Raw genomic sequence first — 22,319 nt, forward strand, 5'->3', positions numbered from 1 at the left:
CGGTTGATGGCGTACGGCCCACAGAGCGGAATTTGGCATGAAATAAGCAGCCATTAAAGTCCAGAAGCCCCCAAAAACGGCGGTTCCAGAGAACTGGACCATAATTAAGGATGTTGATATCGCATTTTCTTGACCTTTCGGTCAGAAAATCGTTGACCGAAAAGTCAGACATGACTAGATTCGGCGCAAAGCGGTTAACAACAATAATGAGTCTGCGAGGCCTTCCGTGATCCAGTTTTTACTAAACCAGGAGCTCCGTAGCGAGCACGCCCTGGACCCGAACCTGACTGTGCTCAACTATTTGCGTGAGCATCTGGGCAAATCCGGCACCAAGGAAGGCTGCGCCAGCGGCGACTGTGGCGCCTGCACCGTGGTAGTCGGCGAGTTGCACACCGACGATCAGGGCGCCGAGCAGATTCGCTATCGCAGCCTCAATTCGTGCCTGACGTTTGTCTCGTCCCTGCATGGCAAACAACTGATCAGCGTCGAAGACCTCAAGCACCAGGGCCAACTCCACAGCGTGCAACAGGCCATGGTGGAGTGCCACGGTTCGCAATGCGGCTTCTGCACCCCGGGCTTTGTGATGTCGCTGTTCGCCCTGCAAAAGAACAGTGATGCACCCGACAGCCAAAAGGCGCACGAAGCCCTGGCCGGCAACCTCTGCCGCTGCACTGGCTATCGCCCGATTCTTGCGGCCGCCGAACAGGCCTGCTGCAACAAGCCCCAGGACCAGTTCGACAGTCGCCAGGCCGACACCATCGCCCGCCTGAAAGCCATCGCCCCGACGCAAACCGGCGAGTTGAACAGCGGCGACAAACGCTGCCTGGTGCCGCTGACCGTCGCCGACCTGGCGGACCTTTACGACGCTTATCCACAAGCCCGGCTGTTGGCCGGTGGCACCGACCTGGCGCTGGAAGTCACCCAGTTCCACCGCACGCTGCCGGTGATGATCTACGTCGGCAATATCGAAGAAATGAAGCGCATCGAAAGCTTCGACGACCGCCTGGAAATCGGCGCCGCCACTCCCCTGTCCGATTGCTACAGCGCGCTCAACCACGAATACCCGGATTTCGGCGAATTGCTCCACCGTTTCGCCTCGTTGCAGATCCGCAACCAGGGCACCCTGGGCGGCAATATCGGCAACGCGTCGCCCATCGGTGACTCGCCGCCACTGCTGATCGCCCTCGGCGCGCAGATCGTGCTGTGCAAGGGCAACACACGCCGTACCCTGGCGCTGGAAGACTACTTCATCGACTACCGCGTCACTGCCCGCCAGGACAGCGAATTCATCGAGAAAATCATCGTGCCCAAAGGCGTGCCGCTGTTCCGCGCCTACAAGGTTTCCAAGCGCCTGGACGATGACATCTCTGCCGTCTGCGCGGCCTTCAACCTGAAGATGACTAACGGTGTGATCGACGATGCCCGCGTGGCGTTCGGCGGCATGGCCGCCACCCCAAAACGCGCGAAGAACTGCGAAGCCGTACTGAACGGCGCCACCTGGAATTCCGCCACCGTGGAAAAAGCCTGCGCGGCCCTGGCCGAGGATTTCACCCCGCTGTCGGACTTCCGCGCCAGCAAGGAATACCGCCTGCTCAGCGCACAGAACCTGCTGCGCAAATACTTCATCGAACTGCAAACGCCGCACATCGAGACTCGGGTGACCGCTTATGTCTAACCATCACGCCGTGGAAAAATCCCAGGCCGAACTCGCCGAACTGTTTGCCAAGGACCTGACCAGCGGCGTCGGTCGCAGCGTCAAGCACGACAGCGCCGCCAAGCATGTCTCGGGCGAAGCGCAGTACATTGATGACCGCCTGGAATTCCCCAACCAATTGCACCTCTACGCACGCATGTCGGACCGTGCCCACGCGAAGATCCTCAGCATCGACACCGCGCCCTGCTATGCATTTGAAGGCGTGCGCATCGTCATCACCCACGAAGACGTGCCGGGTCTGAAAGACATCGGCCCGTTGATGCCCGGCGACCCGTTGCTGGCCATCGACACCGTGCAGTTCGTCGGCCAGGTGGTGCTGGCCGTCGCCGCCCGCGACCTGGAAACCGCACGCAAGGCGGCGATGGCCGCTGTGATCGAATACGAAGACCTGGAGCCGGTGCTGGACGTGGTCGAGGCGTTTCGCAAAAAACATTTCGTGCTCGACAGCCACACCCACCAGCGCGGTGATTCGGCGGGCGCACTGGCGACCGCGAAGAACCGTATCCAGGGCACCCTGCACATCGGCGGCCAGGAACACTTCTACCTGGAAACCCAGATCTCCTCGGTGATGCCCACCGAAGACGGCGGCATGATCGTCTACTGCTCCACGCAAAACCCCACCGAAGTACAGAAGCTGGTGGCCGAAGTACTTGACGTATCGATGAACAAAATCGTGGTCGACATGCGCCGCATGGGCGGTGGTTTTGGCGGCAAGGAAACCCAGGCTGCCAGCCCGGCATGCCTGTGTGCGGTGGTCGCACGCCTCACCGGCCAGCCGACCAAAATGCGCCTGCCGCGTGTCGAAGACATGCTGATGACCGGCAAGCGCCACCCGTTCTATATCGAGTACGACGTAGGCTTCGACGACAGTGGCCGGCTGCACGGTATCAACCTGGACCTGGCGGGCAACTGCGGTTGCTCACCGGACCTGTCGAACTCGATTGTCGACCGCGCAATGTTCCACTCCGACAACTCGTATTACCTGGGCGACGCCACCGTCAACGGCCACCGCTGCAAGACCAACACCGCCTCCAACACCGCTTACCGCGGCTTCGGCGGCCCCCAAGGCATGGTCGCCATCGAAGAAGTGATGGACGCGATTGCCCGACACCTGGCCCTCGACCCGCTGGCCGTGCGCAAGGCCAACTACTACGGCAAGACCGAGCGCAACGTCACCCACTACTACCAGACCGTCGAGCACAACATGCTCGAAGAGATGACCGCCGAACTCGAACAAAGCAGCCAGTATTTCGAGCGCCGCGAAGCGATCCGTCGCTATAACGCCAACAGCCCGATCCTGAAAAAAGGCCTGGCACTCACACCGGTAAAGTTCGGCATTTCCTTCACCGCCAGTTTCCTCAACCAGGCCGGTGCGCTGATCCATATCTACACCGACGGCAGCATCCACCTGAACCACGGTGGCACCGAGATGGGCCAGGGGTTGAACATCAAGGTCGCGCAGGTGGTGGCCGAGATTTTCCAGGTGGAAATCGACCGCGTGCAGATCACCGCCACCAACACCGACAAGGTGCCCAACACCTCGCCGACGGCGGCTTCCAGCGGTGCCGACTTGAACGGCAAGGCCGCGCAGAATGCCGCCGAAACCATCAAGCAGCGCCTGGTGGAATTTGCCGCGCGCAAGTATGAAGTCAGCGAGGCCGACGTTGAATTCCACAACGGGCATGTGCGGGTCCGCGATCACATCCTGACCTTTGAAGCGCTGATCCAGCAGGCGTATTTCGCCCAGGTGTCGCTCTCCAGCACGGGCTTCTACAAGACCCCGAAAATCTTCTACGACCGCAGCCAGGCACGTGGGCGGCCGTTCTACTACTTTGCGTTCGGCGCGGCCTGTTGCGAGGTGATCGTCGACACGCTGACCGGCGAGTACAAGATGCTGCGCACCGACATCCTGCATGACGTGGGCGCCTCGCTGAACCCGGCCATCGACATCGGCCAGGTCGAAGGCGGCTTCATCCAGGGCATGGGTTGGCTGACCATGGAAGAGCTGGTGTGGAATAACAAGGGCAAGCTGATGACCAACGGCCCGGCCAGCTACAAGATCCCGGCGGTGGCCGACATGCCGCTGGACCTGCGGGTGAAGCTGGTGGAAAACCGCAAGAACCCGGAAGACACGGTGTTCCATTCCAAGGCCGTGGGTGAGCCGCCGTTCATGCTCGGTATTGCCTCGTGGTGTGCGATCAAGGACGCCGTGGCGAGCCTGGGTGACTATCGCCATCAGCCGAAGATCGATGCACCGGCGACGCCGGAGCGGGTGTTGTGGGGCTGTGAGCAGATGCGCCAACTGACCGCTGCAAAAGCTGTGGAAACGGAAACCGAGCTGGCTTCGCTCTAGACCGAGGCGCTGCCATCGCGGGCAAGCCCGGCTCCCACATTTTGATGTGTGAACCCAATCAAATGTGGGAGCGGGCTTGCTCGCGAAGGCGGTCGAACTGACAACAGAGATGCTGAGGTAGACATGAACAACTGGATCAGCGCCCTCGCCGACCTGCAGAACCAGGGTGAACCCTGCGTGCTGGTGACCATCATCGAAGAGCTCGGCTCCACGCCGCGCAACGCCGGTTCGAAGATGGTGATCAGCGCCGCCCAGACGTTCGACACCATCGGTGGCGGGCACCTGGAATACAAGGCGATGCAGATCGCCCGGGACATGCTTGTGCGCGGCCAGCAAAACACCCACCTGGAGCGCTTCAGCCTCGGCGCCAGCCTGGGCCAGTGCTGCGGCGGCGTGACGGTGCTGTTGTTCGAACCCATGGGCCAGGTGCAGGCGCAGATCGCGGTGTTCGGCGCCGGCCACGTGGGCCGCGCGCTGGTGCCGTTGCTGGCCAGCCTGCCATGCCGGGTACGCTGGATCGATTCCCGGGAACAGGAATTCCCGGAACACATCCCCCAAGGCGTGCGTAAAATCGTCAGCGAAGAGCCGGTGGATGAAATCGACCACTTGCCTGTGGGCAGTTACTGCATCGTCATGACCCACAACCACGCGCTGGACCTGGAACTCACCGCCGCCCTGCTCAAGCGCAATGACTTCACCTACTTCGGCCTGATCGGCTCGAAGACCAAACGCGTCAAGTTTGAACACCGCCTGCGGGATCGCGGTTTCGACACCGCGCAACTGCAACGCATGCATTGCCCGATGGGGCTGACCGAGGTCAAAGGCAAACTGCCTGTGGAAATCGCCATCTCCATCGCCGGCGAAATCATCGCCACCTATAACGCCAACTTCGGCCAGCACACTGCGAGCGCCGAACCCATTGCCAAACTGCTGCCGGTATCCCGCCGCAGCCAAGCGACTAACTGAGACGACCATGCCTTTGACACGCAAAGCCTACCGTGCCGCCATTTTGCACAGCATCGCCGACCCTGCCGAAGTGGGGATCGAAGCCTCCTACGAATATTTCGAGGACGGCCTGCTGGTGATCGACAACGGCCAGATCAGTGCCCTTGGCCATGCCTGCGACTTGCTCGCCAGCCTGCCCGCCGACATCGAAGTCACCCATTACCAGGACGCGCTGATCACCCCCGGCCTGATCGACACCCACATCCACCTGCCGCAGACCGGCATGGTCGGTGCCTATGGCGAGCAGTTGCTGGACTGGCTCAACACCTACACCTTCCCGTGTGAAAGCCAGTTCGCCGACAAGGCCCACGCCGAAGAAGTCGCGGATATTTTCATCAAGGAACTGCTGCGCAACGGCACCACCACCGCGCTGGTATTTGGCAGCGTGCACCCGCAGTCAGTGAACTCGTTTTTTGAAGCGGCCGAGAAGCTCGACCTGCGGATGATCGCCGGCAAGGTAATGATGGACCGCAACGCGCCGGACTATTTGACCGACACCGCCGAATCCGGCTACGCGGAGAGCAAGGCGCTGATCGAGCGCTGGCACGGCAAGGGCCGTTTGCACTACGCGGTGACGCCACGTTTCGCACCGACCAGTACACCTGAACAACTGACCCTCGCCGGACAGCTGCTGGGGGAATACCCGGACCTCTACATGCAGACTCACATCAGTGAAAACCTGCAGGAAGTGGAATGGGTGAAAGAACTGTTCCCGGAGCGCAAGGGCTACCTGGACGTGTACGACCATTACAAACTGCTGGGTGAACGCTCGGTGTTCGCCCACGGTGTGCACCTGTGCGACGACGAATGCGCGCGGTTGGCAGAAGCCGGTTCGGCAGTCGCGTTCTGCCCGACATCGAACTTCTTCCTGGGCAGCGGTTTGTTCAACCTGCCGATGGCCGAGAAGCACAAGCTGAATGTCGGCCTGGGTACGGACGTCGGCGGTGGCACCAGCTTCTCGCTGCTGCAAACCCTGAACGAAGCGTACAAGGTGATGCAACTGCAAGGGGCGCGCTTGAGTCCGTTCAAGTCGTTGTACCTGGCGACCCTGGGTGGTGCGCGGGCGCTGCGTCTGGAAGACAAGATCGGCACGCTGCAACCCGGCACTGATGCGGACTTCCTGGTACTGGATTACAACGCCACCCCGCTGCTCAGCTATCGCCTGAAGCAGGCCAATAACATCGCCGAGACGTTGTTTGTGTTGATGACACTGGGGGATGACCGGGCGGTGTTGCAGACGTATGCGGCGGGGCAATTGGTGCACCAACGCTGATTTAACAGGTACAACAAAACAAATGTGGGAGCGGGCTTGCTCGCGAAGGCGGTGTGTCAGTCGCTGGATGTGCTGACTGATCCACCGCCTTCGCGAGCAAGCCCGCTCCCACATTTGGTTAGTGGCGAGCCTGGAAAATTACAGTTTTACAGACGAGCGCCCCGGCTTCTTTGTCTGCAACAGATGCGAGAACACTGCATGCAGATCGTCAGAAGCGCTTTCCTCATCGAGGTTGAGCTTGCTGTCGATGTGATCCATGTGATGCATCATCAGGTTCACCGCCAAATCCGCATCCCGCGCTTCGATCGCGTCGATCAACTGCGTGTGCTCATCGTAGGAACAGTGCGAGCGGTTGCCGCTTTCGTACTGGGCGATGATCAACGAGGTCTGGGACACCAGACTGCGCTGGAAACTGATCAGCGGGGCATTCTTCGCCGCCTCGGCCAGCTTCAGGTGGAACTCGCCGGAAAGCCGGATGCCCGCGCCGCGATCGCCCCGGGAGAAGCTGTCGCGCTCGTCGTTGACCATCTGCCGCAGCTCGGCCAGTTGCTCGGCCGTGGCATGCTGCACCGCCAATTCAGTGATCGCACGCTCCACCAGGCGCCGGGCGAGGAATACCTGGCGGGCTTCCTCGACGCTCGGGCTGGCCACTACCGCACCACGATTGGGCCGCAGCAGTACCACGCCTTCATGGGCCAGGCGCGACAGCGCGCGGCGAATGATGGTGCGGCTGACGCCGAAGATTTCGCCCAGCGCTTCTTCACTCAATTTGGTACCGGGCGCCAGGCGTTGTTCGAGGATCGCCTCGAAGATATGCGCGTAGACGATATCGTCCTGGGTTCCACTGCGACCGGCCTTACCGGCTCGCGGCTGTTTCTTGAGGGGCTGCAACTGTTCGTTCATGGGCACTCGGGTCGGGAGAACGGCGGCGAATTGACGTTGACTGTAATACGGCACAGAGGGTCGCTGGCAAGTATCGCGTAAAATCAGCGCACATTGTACACAACCCAGTGCGCCAACACACTGTACGGCTGTTTGCGGCGCCGGCTGTATTGCAATGAATCGTTACGTTTGAGTTTAGGCTTGATTCCACGTTTTCTCCTTTGTAGGAGCGAGCTTGCTCGCGAAAAACGTCCAGGCAGCGCATTCATTCAGGGTGCCAGCGTCATCGTTAACGACCTTCGCGAGCAAGCTCGCTCCTACAGACAGCCCGGTAAAAGGAACACCGCCCATGTCCGACGTCCCCCAAGCGCGATTACGCCCACTGGCCGACACTTCGCCTTCGGCCATCGTCGCCGGTTTCATTGCCATGATGACCGGCTACACCAGCTCCCTGGTGCTGATGTTTCAGGCTGGCCAGGCAGCGGGCCTGACCACCGCGCAAATTTCCTCGTGGATCTGGGCGATTTCCATCGGCATGGCGGTGTGCAGCATTGGTCTGTCCCTGCGCTATCGCACGCCGATCACCATTGCCTGGTCCACACCGGGCGCGGCGCTGTTGATCACCAGCCTGGGCGGCGTCAGCTACGGCGAGGCCATCGGCGCCTACATCACCTGCGCGGTGCTGGTGACCATCTGTGGGCTGACCGGCAGCTTCGAAAAACTCGTCAAGCGCATCCCGGCGTCCCTGGCGGCGGCCTTGCTGGCGGGGATTCTGTTCAAGATCGGCAGCGAGATTTTCGTCGCCGCGCAGCACCGTACCGGGCTGGTACTGGGGATGTTCTTCACTTACCTGGTCATCAAGCGCCTGTCGCCGCGTTATGCCGTGCTCGCGGCACTGCTGATCGGCACGGCACTGTCCGGGCTGATGGGGCTGCTGGATTTCAGTGGCTTTCACCTGGAAGTGGCAACGCCGGTGTGGACCACGCCGCACTTCTCCCTGGCCGCGACCATCAGCATCGGCATCCCGCTGTTCGTGGTGGCCATGACCTCGCAGAACATGCCGGGTGTCGCGGTGCTGCGGGCCGACGGCTATAACGTACCGGCGTCGCCATTGATTACTACCACCGGCCTGGCCTCGCTGGTGCTGGCGCCGTTTGGCTCCCATGGCATCAACCTGGCAGCCATCAGCGCGGCGATCTGCACCGGCCCTCATGCCCATGAGGATCGCAACAAGCGCTACACCGCCGCGGTCTGGTGCGGGATTTTCTACGGGATCGCCGGGGTGTTTGGCGCGACATTGGCCGCGTTATTCGCCGCCCTGCCCAAGGAACTGGTGCTGTCGATTGCGGCACTGGCATTGTTTGGCTCGATCATCAATGGCCTGAGCATCGCCATGAATGAACCCAGGGAACGGGAAGCTGCGTTGATCACCTTCATGGTCACAGCGTCGGGGTTGACGTTGTTTTCCATCGGTTCGGCGTTCTGGGGAATTGTCGCGGGGGTGTTGACGCTGGTGATTCTGAACTGGCGCAAGGCCTGATTCTTTAGACCCAGTAACGAAAAAGCGACCCGGGCGGGTCGCTTTTTCATGACATCAGACTGCCGGGTTAATCGGCTTTTCTGGGTGCCAAGCGTCCAGCAGGGCGCTGACTTCAACGCGGGTCAGCTCTGGACGAGCCTTCAGCCACGCTTCAACAGCGGCACGCTGTTCTTCGTTGACCGAACCACGGGTGGCTTTGCAAACCAGACCGAAGTCATCACCGCCGACGTAGTCCAGGCCGTTGCCGTCCATCGCTTCAGTGAGGAATGCTTCGAGGAAAGCGTCAACCGCTTCATCGTCCAAACCTTCTTTGAAGTCCAGGTTCAGTTCGAAACCCAGCTCTTGAAATTCATCAACGCACAGTTTTTTGCGCAGACGCCGGGAACGGTTAGTCGCCATTGGAACAATCCTCTTAAGTAATAACGGGCGGCACTTTAGCAGTTTAAGCAGGCCTTTGCCCGATTCTCTGGGACAGGCGGCAGAGTGCCAGTAAAAAAAACCGCCAATTGCAGCTATCGTTCAGCCACAAGTGCGACAGCCTTGGGGCATAATGCCGACACTTTCATGACCATTGAGGGATTTTTCGTACATACCCCTCACCTTTTTACCCCCTCAGCAGTAGGGTTTTAATTCTTATGATCAAATCTTTGCGTCCACTGTTACTCGCCAGTTTTCTTCTGCCCCTGGCCTTTTCCGTTACCGCCGCCCCGATCAACACTTCCCTGCCGCCCAAGGTCCAGGAAGCCCTCCAGAAAGCCAAGCTGCAAAACAATGCCCTGTCCCTGGTGATGATTCCCCTCAATGGCCCGGGCACACCTACCGTGTTCAACGCCGACGTGTCGGTCAACCCGGCCTCGACCATGAAGCTGGTCACCACCTACGCGGCCTTGGAAATGCTCGGTCCCAACCATCAGTGGAAAACCGAGTTCTACACCGACGGCACCCTGAGCGGCGGGATCCTGAACGGCAACCTGTACCTCAAGGGCGGCGGCGACCCCAAGCTGAACATGGAAAAACTCTGGCTGCTGATGCGCGACCTGCGGGCCAATGGCGTGCAGCAAGTGACCGGCGACCTGGTGCTGGACCGTGGCTTCTTCATCCCGCCGCAACTGCCGGAGTTCAATGACGACGGCAACGACGAGAACAAGCCGTTCCTGGTCAAGCCCGATGCCTTGATGGTCAACCTCAAGGCGCTGCGCTTCGTCACCCGCAATGATTCGGGCAAGGTGCTGGTCTCGGTCGAGCCGCCGATTGCGAGCATCCGCATCGACAACCAGGTCAAGGTCTCCAACGCCAAGCAATGCACCGGCGATGTGCGCTACAGCCCGATGACCGCCGCCGACGGCAGCGTCACCGTGACCGTCAGCGGCCAGTTGGCGGACGGCTGCAGTTCGCAGACGTATCTGTCGTTGCTGGACCACGCCACCTACACCGCCGGCGCCGTTCGGGCGATCTGGAAGGAACTGGGCGGCAGCATCCAGGGCCGCGACATCCAGGCGCCGGTACCGAAGAACGCCAAAGTGCTGGCTCGTGCGTTCTCGCCGGACCTGGCGGAGATCATCCGCGACATCAACAAATACAGTAACAACACCATGGCCCAGCAGTTGTTCCTGAGCCTGGGTGCGCAGTACCGCACCGATGCCGACGGCGACGACGCCAAGGCCGCCCAGCGCGTGGTGCGCCAGTGGCTGGCGAAAAAAGGCATCACCGCGCCGCACCTTGTGATGGAGAACGGCTCCGGCCTGTCCCGTGCTGAACGGGTCAGCGCCCGCGAGATGGCGACCATGCTGCAAGCGGCGTGGAGAAGCCCGTACGCGGCGGAGTACATCAGTTCGCTGCCGATTGCCGGCACCGACGGCACCATGCGTAAACGCCTGAAGACCACGGCCATGCGCGGCGAAGCCCACGTCAAGACCGGCACCCTGAACACCGTGCGGGCGATTGCCGGGTTCAGCCGCGACAACAATGGCAATACCTGGGCTGTGGTGGCGATTCTCAACGATCCGAAACCGTGGGGCGCGTCCTCGGTACTGGACCAGGTGCTGCTGGACCTGTATCGCCAGCCGAAACTGGCGGCGGCGGCCCCGGTCCTCTAACAGCAGCAAATATCAAATGTGGGAGCTGGCTTGCCTGCGATGTATACGCCTCGGTCTATCAGGAATACCGAGGTGATGCTATCGCAGGCAAGCCAGCTCCCACATTGATCTCTAATAGCTTGAATGGCCGTGCACTTCAGGCAAGCACCCGCTCTGCCTCAACCCTGTCCCTGCCCGCCTGCTTGGCGGCATAGACACCCGAATCCGCCCGCAGCAACAAGCTGTCGACGCCCTCCTCGACCCGCCAACTGGCGACCCCGAAGCTCGCCGTCACCGTGCCGACACCTTCCATCGGCTCACCGCGCAACGCCTGCCACAACTCCAGGGCAACATTGAACGCCTGGCTGCCGTCGGTATTGGCGCACAGCACCACAAACTCCTCGCCGCCCAGCCGGCAAAACACATCCGTGCGTCGTAACCGCTGGCTGATGCGCCGGCATAACTCCTTGAGCACTTCATCACCCACCGCGTGACCATGCTGGTCGTTGATGCGCTTGAAGTGATCGATGTCGAACATGATCACCGACAACGCCCCCGAGGCACGCTTGACCCGGATCATCTCGGCCTTCAGCCGGTCCTGGAAGTAGCGTCGGTTATGAATGCCGGTCAGGGAATCGGTAATCGACAGCGCCCGCAGCTCTTCCTCGACCCGCTTGAGATCGGAAATATCCGACACATAGCCATGCCATAACGTACCGCCACCGGCCAGCTCTTCCGGCGTCGCCTCACCGCGAACCCAGCGCAGCCCCCGATGGGGCAACTGCACCCGGTATTCTTCACGCCAATGGCTCAGTTGCAGGGTGGACAGGCGAATGGACTCCCGTACCCGCTCGACATCCAGCGGATGAATCCGCTCGAAGACCTTTCGCGCATCCTGCTGCAACACCCCAGGCTCGATTTCGTAGATGTCGCGGATGCCATCGCTGGCATAAATGAAACGCGAGACATTGTTCGGTTCCAGGATGAACTGGAAAATACCGCCGGGCACATGGGCGCTGAGTTTCTTCAGCAGGCGGTCCCGCGCGGCCAGTGCCTCATAGGCGCGCTTCTGCTCGGTGACATCCAGGCAGATCGCCAGGTGCCCGACCCACAGGCCATGCTCGTCCAGCAGAACAGTGGCGAGCATGTTCACCGTCAGTTGGCTGCCGTCCTTGCGCACCAGCGTCCACTCGCGGGCCTCATGCACTGCATCGGCGCTGTCCACCAGCATCGCCTGGGCTGGCGCGATGCGCTTGCCGAGGATTGCGCTCAATTGCGCGGCACGGGCTTCCAGCTCGGGGGCCAGGTGCAGGCTTTCGAGGGTCAGGTGGCCCAGTACCTCTTGTGCTTCAAAGCCCAGCATCTGCTCGGCGCCGGCGTTGAAGGTGGTGATCACACCGCGCAAGTCCGTCGCGATGATCGCCACCTGGGTGGCCGCATTGAGCACGCTGCGCAGTTGGCCGTGGGTGCCTCGCAGTTCCTGTTCCCGCTGACGCAATTGGGCGGTGCGCTGCTCCACCAGCTTCAATGCGCGCTGGCGCTGGCTGACCACCACGTAGAGCAACGCACTGAGCAGCACACTCAGCAGGCTGCCCATGACCAGGATACTGACCAGCGACGAGTGATTGCCCTGCTGGAACACCTGGCTGGGGCGCAGGCTCAAGGCGTAGACGTGGTCGCCGAGCGTCAGCCGGCGTGCTGCCACCAGGTCACTGTCTGCCACGGGGTTGCTGGATTCGTACAACACCCGTTGCTCTGCATCGGAGGTGTCGACAATCTGCATCACCAGGTTGTCCCGTGCGGCCTTGGGCAAGCCATCGGCCACCAGCTGGCGCATGCTGATCACCGCCATGACGTAGCCGTAAGGTTCACTGTTGGGCACTTGTGTCGTCGGTGCCCGGCTGACCGGTGCTACCAGCAATACACCCATGGCATAGGCCGGCTCCACACCCACCAGTTGCATGGGCTGGGACACCGCCATCTTCCCTGACTGTTGCGCACGCTCCACCGTCGAGCGCCGCAGTGGCTGGGCCAACAGGTCAAAACCCAGCGGCGAGCCGAGAATGCTCTGGGTCTGGCTGTACAACACCGGCACATACTCATCGCGATCAGTCGCCGGGGTCAGTTCGCCCGCCGCATTCAATTCACGAATGGAGAAATTCGCACCGCGCTCCGCCGTGATTGCCTGCTCGAACGCACCGCGCTGGTCACGCAAAACCCGGGGTGCCCAGGCATAGGCGCGGGTACGCAACAGCAAGGGCTGCGCGAACCCTTCGAACTCTTTGCGCGAGACTGTATTTGAATTGACGAAGAACCGCCGCAGGCTGCCCAGGCGTTGTTCCTGGTCCTCGAAACGCTCCTGGAGACGGCTGTAGCGCTCGTTGACCAGCAGTTGAAAGCGCTGGCGCATCTGCTGCTGGTAAAGCTCGGACGCGGCCCAGGCGACGACAATCGTCAGCGCGATACCGGCCAGCAACACCACCACCGCCACCAGCCACGCCGACACCTGCTCACTGATAAAGCCTAGGATTTTCGGGCGGACGGCATGCAGCGGCATAGACAAGACTCGGAACGCCAGCGTGCGGGTGCGTCACTTTGGCCAGGTCCTAAGTTATAGCCACAGGACTTGCGTTTGACCAGCGCAAAAAAAAGCCGCAAGGCCGGAATGATCCGGGCCTGCGGCTTCAGAACGCAGTGATCAGCGCGCGGTGATTTTCCACGCCCGATGGATCTTGGCGTTACGCGCAAAATCCGGGTCGATGGTCTTGTCGCTGATCTCTTCGACGGCATACCGCTCGACGAGGTTGTCTTCCAGCTGGAACTTGCGGAAGTTGTTCGAGAAGTACAACACGCCGCCCGGTGCCAGGCGCGCCATGGCCAGGTCCAGCAACTGCACGTGGTCGCGTTGCACGTCGAAGATGCCTTCCATGCGCTTGGAGTTGGAGAAGGTCGGCGGGTCGATGAAGATCATGTCGAACTCATCGCGGCTGGCTTCCAGCCAGGCCATCACGTCGCCCTGCTCCAGGCGGTTCTTGTCGGAGAAACCGTTGAGGGAGAAGTTGCGGCGCGCCCAGTCCAGGTAGGTCTTCGACAGGTCGACGCTGGTGGTGCTGCGCGCGCCACCCTTGGCGGCGTGCACACTCGCGGTAGCGGTGTAGCAATACAGGTTGAGGAAGCGTTTGCCGGCCGCCTCTTTCTGGATGCGCATGCGCATTGGACGGTGGTCGAGGAACAGGCCGGTGTCCAGGTAATCGGTCAGGTTGACCAGCAACTTGACGCCGCCTTCGCTGACCTCGGTGAACTTGCCCTGGGCGCTCTGGCGCTCGTACTGCTTGGTGCCGCTCTGGCGTTCGCGACGCTTGACCACCACACGGTTCTTGTCGATGCCCAGCGCCTGGGGAATGGCCGCCAGGGCATCGAACATGCGTGCCGAAGCTTTTTCCGGGTCAATCGACTTCGGCGCCACGTATTCCTGGACGTGGACCCAGTCGTGGTACAGGTCGATGGCCATGGAGTATTCCGGCATGTCGGCATCGTACACACGGTAGCAATCGACGCCTTCGCGCTTGGCCCACTTGCCCAGCAGTTTCAGGTTCTTTTGCAGGCGGTTGGCAAACATCTGCCCGCCTTCGCTCAAGCGCGCCTGCTCGACCACTGGGGCCGGGGCGGGTTTGATCGGGTTCCCGTTCTTGTTGTACTGGCGCTCTTGCGGCTCGGTCGGCGCCTGGTCGTAGGCCGCTTGCTCGCGCTCGGCCTGGCGTTGTTCCGGGGTGCGACGCTCGCCGGTGACGAACTGGTCCGGGGTGACCTTGATCAGCAGCAATTTGCACGGCAAGGCGCCGTTCCAGAACGAATACTGTTTGTGGCTGCGGATGCCCATGCGCTTGCCCAGGTCCGGAGCACCGGTGAACACCGCCGCTTCCCAGCCCAGGCACGCCTGGCGCAGACGCTCGCCGAGGTTCTGATAGAGGTACAACAGGCTGGCTTCATCACCCAGACGCTCGCCATACGGCGGGTTGCAGATCACCAGGCCTTTCTGGTTCTGGTCCGGACGCGGCTCGAAGGTACCGACTTCGCCCTGGTAGATCTTGATCCAGTGGCTAAGGCCTGCGCGTTCGATGTTGTTACGGGCGGGTTGGATCAGGCGAGGATCCGCCTCGTAACCACGAATCCACAGCGGTGGCTTGGCCATGCCGATGGCGGCACGTTCGCTGGCCTCTGTGTGAAGTTTTTTCCACAGCGCCGGAACGTGGCCAAGCCAGGCGGTGAAACCCCACAGCTCACGGTTCAGGTTGGGCGCAATGTCGGCGGCGATCATCGCGCCTTCCACCAGGAAGGTACCGACGCCGCACATCGGGTCCGTCAGCGCGCCGCCTTCGGCAGCGATGCGCGGCCAGCCGGAGCGAATCAGGATCGCCGCCGCCAGGTTCTCTTTCAACGGTGCCGCGCCCTGCTGCAGGCGGTAGCCGCGCTGGTGCAGGCTGTGGCCGGACAAATCAAGGGAAAGGATCGCTTCGCCACGGTCCAGGCGCAGGTGGATGCGCAGGTCCGGGTTGATCTTGTCGATGGATGGACGTTCGCCGGTCGGGGTGCGCAGCTTGTCGACAATCGCATCCTTGACCTTCAGCGCGCCGAAGTGGGTGTTGTCGATGCCCGAGCCATGGCCGCTGAATTCAACGGCCAGGGTGCCGTCGGCGAGCATGTGGTCTTCCCACTCGATGTCCAGCACCCCGTGGTACAGGTCTTCGGCGTCCTTCATCGGGAAGCGCTTGAGCACCAGCAACACGCGGTTGGCCAGGCGCGACCAGAGGCACAGGCGGTAGGCGGTCTCCATGTCGGCCATGCCGCGCACGGCCGAGGTGTGCTCGCGGGCTTCCTCAAGGCCAAGCCCCACGGCTTCCTCGATCAGCAGGCCTTCGAGGCCCTTGGGGCAGGTGAGGAAGAGTTCAAAACGGTCCGACATGGGGCATTCCAGGCTTTTCAGCAATAAGTGAACGGGCGACGCATCGCGCGTTCGGTTTTCAATCAAGCGCTTTTCTTGAAGAACGCTCGTGTGGCACGAATGTGCCGTTCCACCCCGGCTACCGGCCTTTCGGGCCTTTATCGACGGGGCAGTTCAAGTATTTGAAGCAACAAGAAGAAACATTCCGACCCTTCGTCGAATAATAACCGACTGCAACAGGCGGACATTCTCACTAAAGGATTAAACCCATCCTCTTTGAAGGGCACATCATAGCTGGGTTTGCCCAACAAAAGGGGCGAAAAGCCATCCCAGCTTATGGCTATAGCATCATTATCGTTACGTGCTTATGACAAAACGATCATTGAATCCATGTGACCTATTGGTTAGAACTCAACACAGGTTGGCGCCGTAACGACGCCAACACATAGCTCGCCACGCCGGCAGCGAGCGCACCAACGGCAGAAAAACTCTGCCCGGCCTCGGACGAGGCCGAAGGATATCAAGACAGTCAACAAGTGAGGGAAACACCCTATGAGAAGACTTAAGCGTGATCCGTTGGAAAGAGCATTTTTACGCGGATATCAATATGGCGTTCATGGCAAATCCCGTGAGCTTTGCCCATTTACTCTACCGTCGGTACGCCAAGCCTGGATCAACGGCTGGCGAGAAGGACGCGGCGACAACTGGGACGGTATGACTGGCACTGCGGGAATCCACAGACTCAACGAACTTCACGCCGTCGGCTAATCAAGGGCATTTAATTCCGACACCAGCACGAATACGCAACCACTTAACCACGCACGCCCCATCCGGGCGGCGGGCTTCGGCCCAGGGGCTCCTTCAAGGAGCCCTTTTTATTGCCTGTTGTCAGCCGCGCGGCAATGCCGCAATCGCATCCACCGCCTGGCGAATCAACGCCGGGCCCTTGTAGATAAAGCCGGAGTACAACTGCACCAGGCTCGCGCCGGCGGCGATTTTCTCGGCCGCGTGCTTGCCCTCGGTGATGCCACCCACGGCAATGATCGGCAAGCGCCCTGCCAACTCGGCCGCCAGCACCTTGACGATGTGGGTGCTCTGGTCGCGTACCGGCGCACCGGACAAGCCGCCCGCTTCGTCACCATACGCCAGGCCTTCGACACCGACGCGGCTCAGGGTGGTGTTGGTGGCGATCACCGCATCCATGCCCGAATCCACCAGGGCCTGGGCCACCAGTACGGTCTCTTCGTCGTTCATGTCCGGGGCAATCTTGATTGCCAGGGGCACACGCTTGCCGTGGCGCACAGCCAAATCTTCCTGGCGCTGACGCAAGGCTTCGAGCAGTTGCTTGAGGGAGTCGCCAAACTGCAGGCTGCGCAGGCCCGGGGTGTTAGGCGAGCTGACGTTGACCGTGACGTAGCTGGCGTGGGCGTAGACCTTGTCCAGGCAAATCAGATAGTCATCCACCGCACGCTCCACCGGCGTGTCGAAGTTTTTGCCGATATTGATCCCGAGGATACCGGTGTACTTCGCCGCCTGAACCCGTGACAGCAGGTTATCCACACCCAGGTTGTTGAAGCCCATGCGATTGATGATCGCCTCGGCTTCCGGCAGGCGGAAGATCCGCGGCTTCGGGTTGCCCGGCTGCGGCCGTGGGGTCACGGTGCCGATTTCGACAAAGCCAAAACCCAGCTGCGCAAAACCGTCGATGGCCGCGCCGTTTTTGTCCAAACCCGCAGCCAGGCCTACCGGGTTGGGGAAATCGAGCCCCATCACCGACACCGGCATTTTCGCCGGGGCCTTGCACACCAGGCCATTGAGCCCCAGGCGGCCACCGGCACCGATCAAGTCCAGGGACAGATCGTGGGAAGTTTCCGGAGAGAGTTTGAACAACAGCTGGCGGGCCAGGGTATACATGGGCGGGCTTGACTCGGATGGCGGCGAAAGGTGGCGGCGATTATAGCCGGGGTGACGGGCTGCATGCGAGGCGTGCCGTCCAATCGTCAGTTACGGTGCGTCATCAGTTCCTCATAGCGGGCCCAGATTTTTTGCGCATAGCGAAGACGCAGGGCCTCACGCTGAGGCCCGGGCCCGCCGCCCACATTGTAGGAACCGATCGCTGTCCAGTTGTAGCCGAACTGTTTGACGAAGTCGGCAAGGATCGACGCCCCCACCTCCACCGACAGGCAAGGCTCATCCAGCAAGCGCTGCTCGGTAATGCCCTCCTTGAGCAGGCGCGGCAGGTGAATGCTGTTGATCTGCATCAGCCCGATATCACGGGTGCCGTTGTTGTTGGCGTAATTCATGGCCTTGGCGCGGTAGCCCGACTCCACTGCGGCGATGGCCTGCAACAATTCCGGCTCCATGCCGTATCGGCTGGCAGCCTCGGCCCAGCAATACGCCCGGGCTTCATTGCCGAAGCCGAGCGTGAGCATCAGCAGCAGCGCCCCCTTGCACCGGGCGCTGCTCATGCCTGCCCCCGACCGCAGGTGGAACAGACAGCGCCCACCGTCAGGCTGGTCATCCTGACCGCACAGGTCACCCGGTACCCTTTGCCGTATACCGTCTTGATCAGACCCTTGCCGCCCTTCAAATATTTGCGCAGCGAACAGATGCAACGGGTCAGGGACTCTTCCGTGGCCTCGTTATGGGGCCATGCCTGTTCCAGCAAGTGGTCCTTGGTCACCAGCACTCCGGCCGAGGACAGCAACAGGCGCAACACCTGCCACTCCTTGGGCGGGAGTTGAATATCCGAGTCTTCACTGGTCAATCTACCGTCACCGTGCAACGTCCAGCGCTCAAAGACCATGGGGGTAGCCAGTACCCCATCGTTCACCACGGCCATTCGTACCTCCGCACCCAACTCACCTTCCAACACTGGTTTCCTGAAGGTCGCGACTATAAAAAGCCCACTCGCTGTATAGGAGAGGAAAAAACCCCATAGGCACTGATTTTTTCAGACTGGGCACGTAGGACCTTTCGGCGATGCCCGCCCAGGCGCGCCACCAACGTTCTTATCCTTCGGTCACCCGGTTAAATGCCCGCTTCACCTGCTCATGCTGGGAGCGCGTCAACGGCGGCGCCTGCCCCGGCTCGGCAGCGGTATGCAGCACATTTGCGACCGCCGTCGCCTGAATCACAAACAATCGCACACTGTTGGCCATGGGCCCGTTGTAGCGTCCGAGCAAGGCTGTGCCGGTATCGCGCTGAAAATTCCCCACCAGCAATCGCCTGCCCGGAGCCACACGCACCACCGTGTTGATCCCCATCCGCTCCACCCCCGCCGAGGGTTTGTCGCGACTGGCAGCCTTGCCCATCTGGCGGCCGTCCTCGACGGTGAGCAGCATCTCGATTTCATTCGCCTCGGCGAAGCGCGGCAGAACACTGACCTGCGTACCAAAGACCACCGGTTGCCATTCGTCGTGTTCTTCACCCGGCCGGGGCAGATAGAACGTCTGGTTGTCGTTGAAAACCGCGGGCACATTCTCCTGGGTGAGAATCACCGGCAACGTCGTGACCCTCGCTCGCCTGCGCAACTCCAAGGCGGTGATCCGCTGCATGAATGCTTCGTCCTCGATGGGTGCCATGACCCGGGTAGCTGAAGGCTTGTCCGCCCCCTTGTGCATGGTCGCGCCGATCTTCTTGAGCTCATCGCGGTCCACATCCACCAGCCACATCGAAACCTCCACCGCGCGCTTCGGTACGTCCAGTTCTGCCACCAGACCTTCGATAAAGCTCACCTGCGCGGGCTTGCCCTTGATCAGCAGGCTGTTGGTGTCCGGGTACGCCAGCACCGAGATATTCTTGTCGGCCAGTAATCCGGGTTGCCGCGGGGACGCACTCTCCTGCTCGACGGCCAGCAGTTTTTCGATCATCGATGCCATGCCCGGCACCGTGACGGTTCTGTCGCCCATGTTGTACTCGCGGTCTGCAACGTGGGTGTTGAGCACCTGCACCACCCCGATCCGCTGCGGCCCCAGGCGCAGTTCCGCACGCTGGCGGTCCATCAGTTGGGCCAGGCGCAGCACATGGTCGACATAGTTCGGCGGCCCGGACACGTAGAACACCCGCGCCCCACTCGCACGCAGCGGGTAGCGCGCCTCTTCGAGCCCCGAACGGCGCATGAACCCGCGCAGGAGGTCGACCGAGATATGCCGCAGGGTCACTACCGAGCTTTTCGCCTCGTCGGCGTCATAGAGGTAAAGCACCTGGCCATCGGTGTACCAGATCAGGCCTTGCTGCTGGGCGACCGACTCCAGCAGCGGTTGGGGCGAGTCGAAATCGAACGCCCCGCTGATGCGCTTGCGAGCTGCCGCCTGACTGACAACGATCGGCTGCCCCAGCGGCAGGGACAACGCGGTAAAAAAAGTGTGCAGGCTTTCATCACGGGCCTGGTAGGAGCCCCCGAACGCGCCGGGGCTGCCCAGCAGCACCAGGCCGAAAAGCAGCGTCGAGAAACGGTGAAGGTGGCTGAACATGCCTGCATGGCCCGGGCTGAAAGAGCGGCCATACTGCGAGGCAGGCCAATTTCAATCCTGATGGAAAGCTGACGCCCAGCCCATCCTGTGCGCATCGTGGCATGTGCCTTGCTTTGCCTTGTCTATCGCAGCTCGCGCCAACGGCGGAACGGGCTCAAGGACACAGACGTCGTTACCCCGGGCTCTTCCTCTGAGTACCCGACGGAACGGCGTTTTTTTATGAAAGGTACGTATTGATGAGTGATCCCCTGGCTTGGGTCAACGGCAGCGATGCCCCGGAAAAGAGCAGCCTCAACCTGGGTTTCATGGCCCTGAGCGATTGCGCCTCGGTGGTGGTCGCCGCCACCCAGGGCTTCGCCCAGCCCTATGGCCTGACCTTGAATCTCAGGCGCCAGTCATCATGGGCCAGCCTGCGGGACAACCTGGTCAGCGGCGAACTGGACGCCGCCCACAGCCTGTACGGCCTGATCTACGCCGTGCACCTGGGCATCGGCGGCGTGGCACCCACCGATATGGCGGTGCTGATGGGCCTGAACCAGAACGGCCAGAGCATCAACCTGTCCCGTGGCCTGCAACAGCTGGGGGTGACCAGTCCTGAGGCACTGGACCGCCACGTGCACCAAAGCCGAACAAAACTCACCTTCGCCCAGACCTTTCCCACAGGTACCCACGCCATGTGGTTGTATTACTGGCTGGCCAGCCAGGGCATCCATCCCCTGCAGGATGTGGACAGTGTGGTGGTGCCGCCGCCGCAGATGGTTGCGCACCTGCAAGCCGGGCGCATCGACGGCTTTTGTGTGGGCGAGCCCTGGTGCGCCAGTGCGGTGAAGCAGAACCAGGGCTTTACCCTGGCCACCACCCAGGCACTGTGGCCGGACCATCCGGAAAAAGTCCTCGGCTGCACCCAGGCATTTGTCGAGCAATACCCCAATACCGCCCGGGTACTGGTGATGGCGATCCTGCAGGCCAGCCGTTTTATCGAACAGAGCACGGAAAACCGCCGCTCCACTGCACAGTTGCTGAGCGCCCCGCAGTACCTCGACGCCCCGCTCGATTGCATCGAACCGCGCCTGCTCGGCGACTACGATGACGGCCTCGGCAACCACTGGCAGGATCCCCACGCGCTGCGTTTTTATGGCGACGGCGAGGTGAACCTGCCCTACCTGTCTGATGGCATGTGGTTCATGACCCAGTTCCGCCGCTGGGGCCTGCTGCGGGAGGACCCGGACTACCTCGGCGTTGCCCGGCGTGTGCAACAACTGGACATCTATCGCCAGGCGGCCAGCGCCGTGGGCGTGCCTGCCGGTGGCGAGGCCATGCGCAGCAGCCAGTTGATCGACGGAAAAATCTGGGACGGTTCGGACCCGGCCGGGTATGCCCGCAGCTTTCGCCTGCATGCCATGGCAGATGTTGCCAGCCGCCAGGCCTTGCGCTGACAGGAGGAACCCATGCTACGAATCCTGTTGATCAATGACACACCGCGCAAGGTCGGGCGGCTCAAGGCTGCGTTGACCGAGGCCGGGTTTGAGGTGATCGATGAGTCGGGGTTGACGATCGACTTGCCGGCGCGGGTCGAAGCGGTGCGCCCGGACGTGATTTTGATCGATACCGAGTCGCCGGGACGCGATGTGATGGAGCAGGTGGTGCTGGTGAGTCGCGACCAGCCACGGCCGATTGTGATGTTTACCGATGAGCATGATCCGGGGGTGATGCGTCAGGCGATCAAGTCCGGGGTGAGTGCCTACATTGTCGAGGGGATTCAGGCGCAGCGGTTGCAGCCGATTCTGGATGTGGCGATGGCGCGGTTCGAGAGTGACCAGGCGCTACGCGCGCAGTTGCAGGCGCGGGATCAGCAGTTGGCCGAACGCAAGCGGATCGAAACGGCCAAGGGGTTGTTGATGAAAATGAAGGGGTGTAATGAGGAAGAGGCCTACACGCTGATGCGGCGTCAGGCGATGAGTCGGCAGCAGAAGCTGATTCAGGTGGCGGAGCAGATTATTGCGATGAGTGAGTTGTTGGGGTGAGAGGGGGGGGCGGGGTGTATATCCGTTATTTAGGTA

Annotated in this window: 17 protein-coding genes; 9 read left to right on the forward strand and 8 right to left on the reverse strand. The window is 61.4% G+C overall.

The features are described from left to right. Positions 1-226 precede the first annotated feature (226 nt). The 4 genes from xdhA to guaD all read left to right on the forward strand — a co-directional run bounded on the left by xdhA (position 227) and on the right by guaD (position 6,345). Positions 227-1,675 carry a xanthine dehydrogenase small subunit gene (xdhA, locus tag HX807_RS03210; protein WP_008437558.1) on the forward strand — a complete coding sequence of 483 codons (1,449 nt, stop codon included), beginning with the start codon at positions 227-229 and terminating at the stop codon, positions 1,673-1,675. Next, the gene (xdhB, locus tag HX807_RS03215) at positions 1,668-4,067 is read left to right on the forward strand and encodes a xanthine dehydrogenase molybdopterin binding subunit (protein WP_003219089.1); all 2,400 of its coding nucleotides are present in this window, start codon (positions 1,668-1,670) and stop codon (positions 4,065-4,067) included. The genes xdhA and xdhB overlap by 8 nt, the downstream gene beginning before the upstream one ends. 123 nt (positions 4,068-4,190) lie before the next feature. Further along, positions 4,191-5,033, forward strand: coding sequence for a xanthine dehydrogenase accessory protein XdhC (xdhC, locus tag HX807_RS03220; RefSeq protein WP_003219091.1), 843 nt, complete (start codon positions 4,191-4,193; stop codon positions 5,031-5,033). A gap of 7 nt (positions 5,034-5,040) precedes the next feature. After that, on the forward strand, positions 5,041-6,345 hold the full coding sequence (guaD, locus tag HX807_RS03225; RefSeq protein ID WP_177049224.1) for a guanine deaminase: 1,305 nt from the start codon (positions 5,041-5,043) through the stop codon (positions 6,343-6,345). 138 nt (positions 6,346-6,483) lie between these two features. Here the strand turns inward: guaD and HX807_RS03230 are convergent, their stop codons facing one another. Beyond that, positions 6,484-7,248, reverse strand: coding sequence for a GntR family transcriptional regulator (locus tag HX807_RS03230; RefSeq protein WP_003219095.1), 765 nt, complete (start codon positions 7,246-7,248; stop codon positions 6,484-6,486). Between the two features lie 328 nt (positions 7,249-7,576). Between HX807_RS03230 and HX807_RS03235 the strand changes: the two genes are divergently transcribed. Beyond that, a complete protein-coding gene (locus HX807_RS03235; RefSeq protein ID WP_008437554.1) occupies positions 7,577-8,767 on the forward strand; it encodes a benzoate/H(+) symporter BenE family transporter in 1,191 nt (396 codons plus the stop codon). Between the two features lie 54 nt (positions 8,768-8,821). Here HX807_RS03235 and HX807_RS03240 read toward each other — a convergent pair whose 3' ends face one another. Next, the gene (locus HX807_RS03240) at positions 8,822-9,166 is read right to left on the reverse strand and encodes a YggL family protein (RefSeq protein ID WP_003219101.1); all 345 of its coding nucleotides are present in this window, start codon (positions 9,164-9,166) and stop codon (positions 8,822-8,824) included. 236 nt (positions 9,167-9,402) lie between these two features. Between HX807_RS03240 and dacB the strand changes: the two genes are divergently transcribed. Then, a complete protein-coding gene (dacB, locus tag HX807_RS03245; RefSeq protein WP_003219103.1) occupies positions 9,403-10,863 on the forward strand; it encodes a D-alanyl-D-alanine carboxypeptidase/D-alanyl-D-alanine-endopeptidase in 1,461 nt (486 codons plus the stop codon). Between the two features lie 136 nt (positions 10,864-10,999). On the opposite strand, the gene HX807_RS03250 is transcribed toward dacB, so the two are convergent. Both HX807_RS03250 and rlmKL read right to left on the reverse strand, forming a co-directional pair. Beyond that, entirely contained in the window at positions 11,000-13,399 is a 2,400-nt protein-coding gene (locus HX807_RS03250; protein ID WP_177028693.1) for a diguanylate cyclase, read from the reverse strand. 141 nt (positions 13,400-13,540) lie between these two features. Continuing rightward, on the reverse strand, positions 13,541-15,805 hold the full coding sequence (gene rlmKL / locus HX807_RS03255) for a bifunctional 23S rRNA (guanine(2069)-N(7))-methyltransferase RlmK/23S rRNA (guanine(2445)-N(2))-methyltransferase RlmL (RefSeq protein WP_177046121.1): 2,265 nt from the start codon (positions 15,803-15,805) through the stop codon (positions 13,541-13,543). 531 nt (positions 15,806-16,336) lie between these two features. Between rlmKL and rmf the strand changes: the two genes are divergently transcribed. Beyond that, positions 16,337-16,552 carry a ribosome modulation factor gene (gene rmf / locus HX807_RS03260; protein ID WP_002553055.1) on the forward strand — a complete coding sequence of 72 codons (216 nt, stop codon included), beginning with the start codon at positions 16,337-16,339 and terminating at the stop codon, positions 16,550-16,552. A gap of 120 nt (positions 16,553-16,672) precedes the next feature. Here the strand turns inward: rmf and HX807_RS03265 are convergent, their stop codons facing one another. From HX807_RS03265 to sctC, 4 genes are all read right to left on the reverse strand, one after another. Then, positions 16,673-17,698: a quinone-dependent dihydroorotate dehydrogenase gene (locus HX807_RS03265; RefSeq protein ID WP_003219118.1), complete on the reverse strand. Its 1,026-nt coding sequence runs from the start codon at positions 17,696-17,698 to the stop codon at positions 16,673-16,675. A gap of 86 nt (positions 17,699-17,784) precedes the next feature. Further along, positions 17,785-18,252 carry a transglycosylase SLT domain-containing protein gene (locus HX807_RS03270; protein ID WP_003219119.1) on the reverse strand — a complete coding sequence of 156 codons (468 nt, stop codon included), beginning with the start codon at positions 18,250-18,252 and terminating at the stop codon, positions 17,785-17,787. Then, the gene (locus HX807_RS03275; RefSeq protein ID WP_023659087.1) at positions 18,249-18,626 is read right to left on the reverse strand and encodes a winged helix-turn-helix domain-containing protein; all 378 of its coding nucleotides are present in this window, start codon (positions 18,624-18,626) and stop codon (positions 18,249-18,251) included. The genes HX807_RS03270 and HX807_RS03275 overlap by 4 nt, the downstream gene beginning before the upstream one ends. Before the next feature lie 169 nt (positions 18,627-18,795). Then, the gene (sctC, locus tag HX807_RS03280; protein ID WP_177049226.1) at positions 18,796-20,259 is read right to left on the reverse strand and encodes a type III secretion system outer membrane ring subunit SctC; all 1,464 of its coding nucleotides are present in this window, start codon (positions 20,257-20,259) and stop codon (positions 18,796-18,798) included. A gap of 236 nt (positions 20,260-20,495) precedes the next feature. Between sctC and HX807_RS03285 the strand changes: the two genes are divergently transcribed. Both HX807_RS03285 and HX807_RS03290 read left to right on the forward strand, forming a co-directional pair. After that, positions 20,496-21,695, forward strand: coding sequence for a CmpA/NrtA family ABC transporter substrate-binding protein (locus HX807_RS03285; protein ID WP_003219123.1), 1,200 nt, complete (start codon positions 20,496-20,498; stop codon positions 21,693-21,695). A 12-nt stretch (positions 21,696-21,707) separates the two neighbouring features. Beyond that, complete coding sequence (locus HX807_RS03290) at positions 21,708-22,283, forward strand: ANTAR domain-containing response regulator (RefSeq protein WP_003219125.1); 576 nt, start codon at positions 21,708-21,710, stop codon at positions 22,281-22,283. Positions 22,284-22,319 lie beyond the last annotated feature (36 nt).

It is taken from the genome of Pseudomonas sp. D8002 (assembly GCF_013385695.1).
GTDB lineage: Bacteria > Pseudomonadota > Gammaproteobacteria > Pseudomonadales > Pseudomonadaceae > Aquipseudomonas.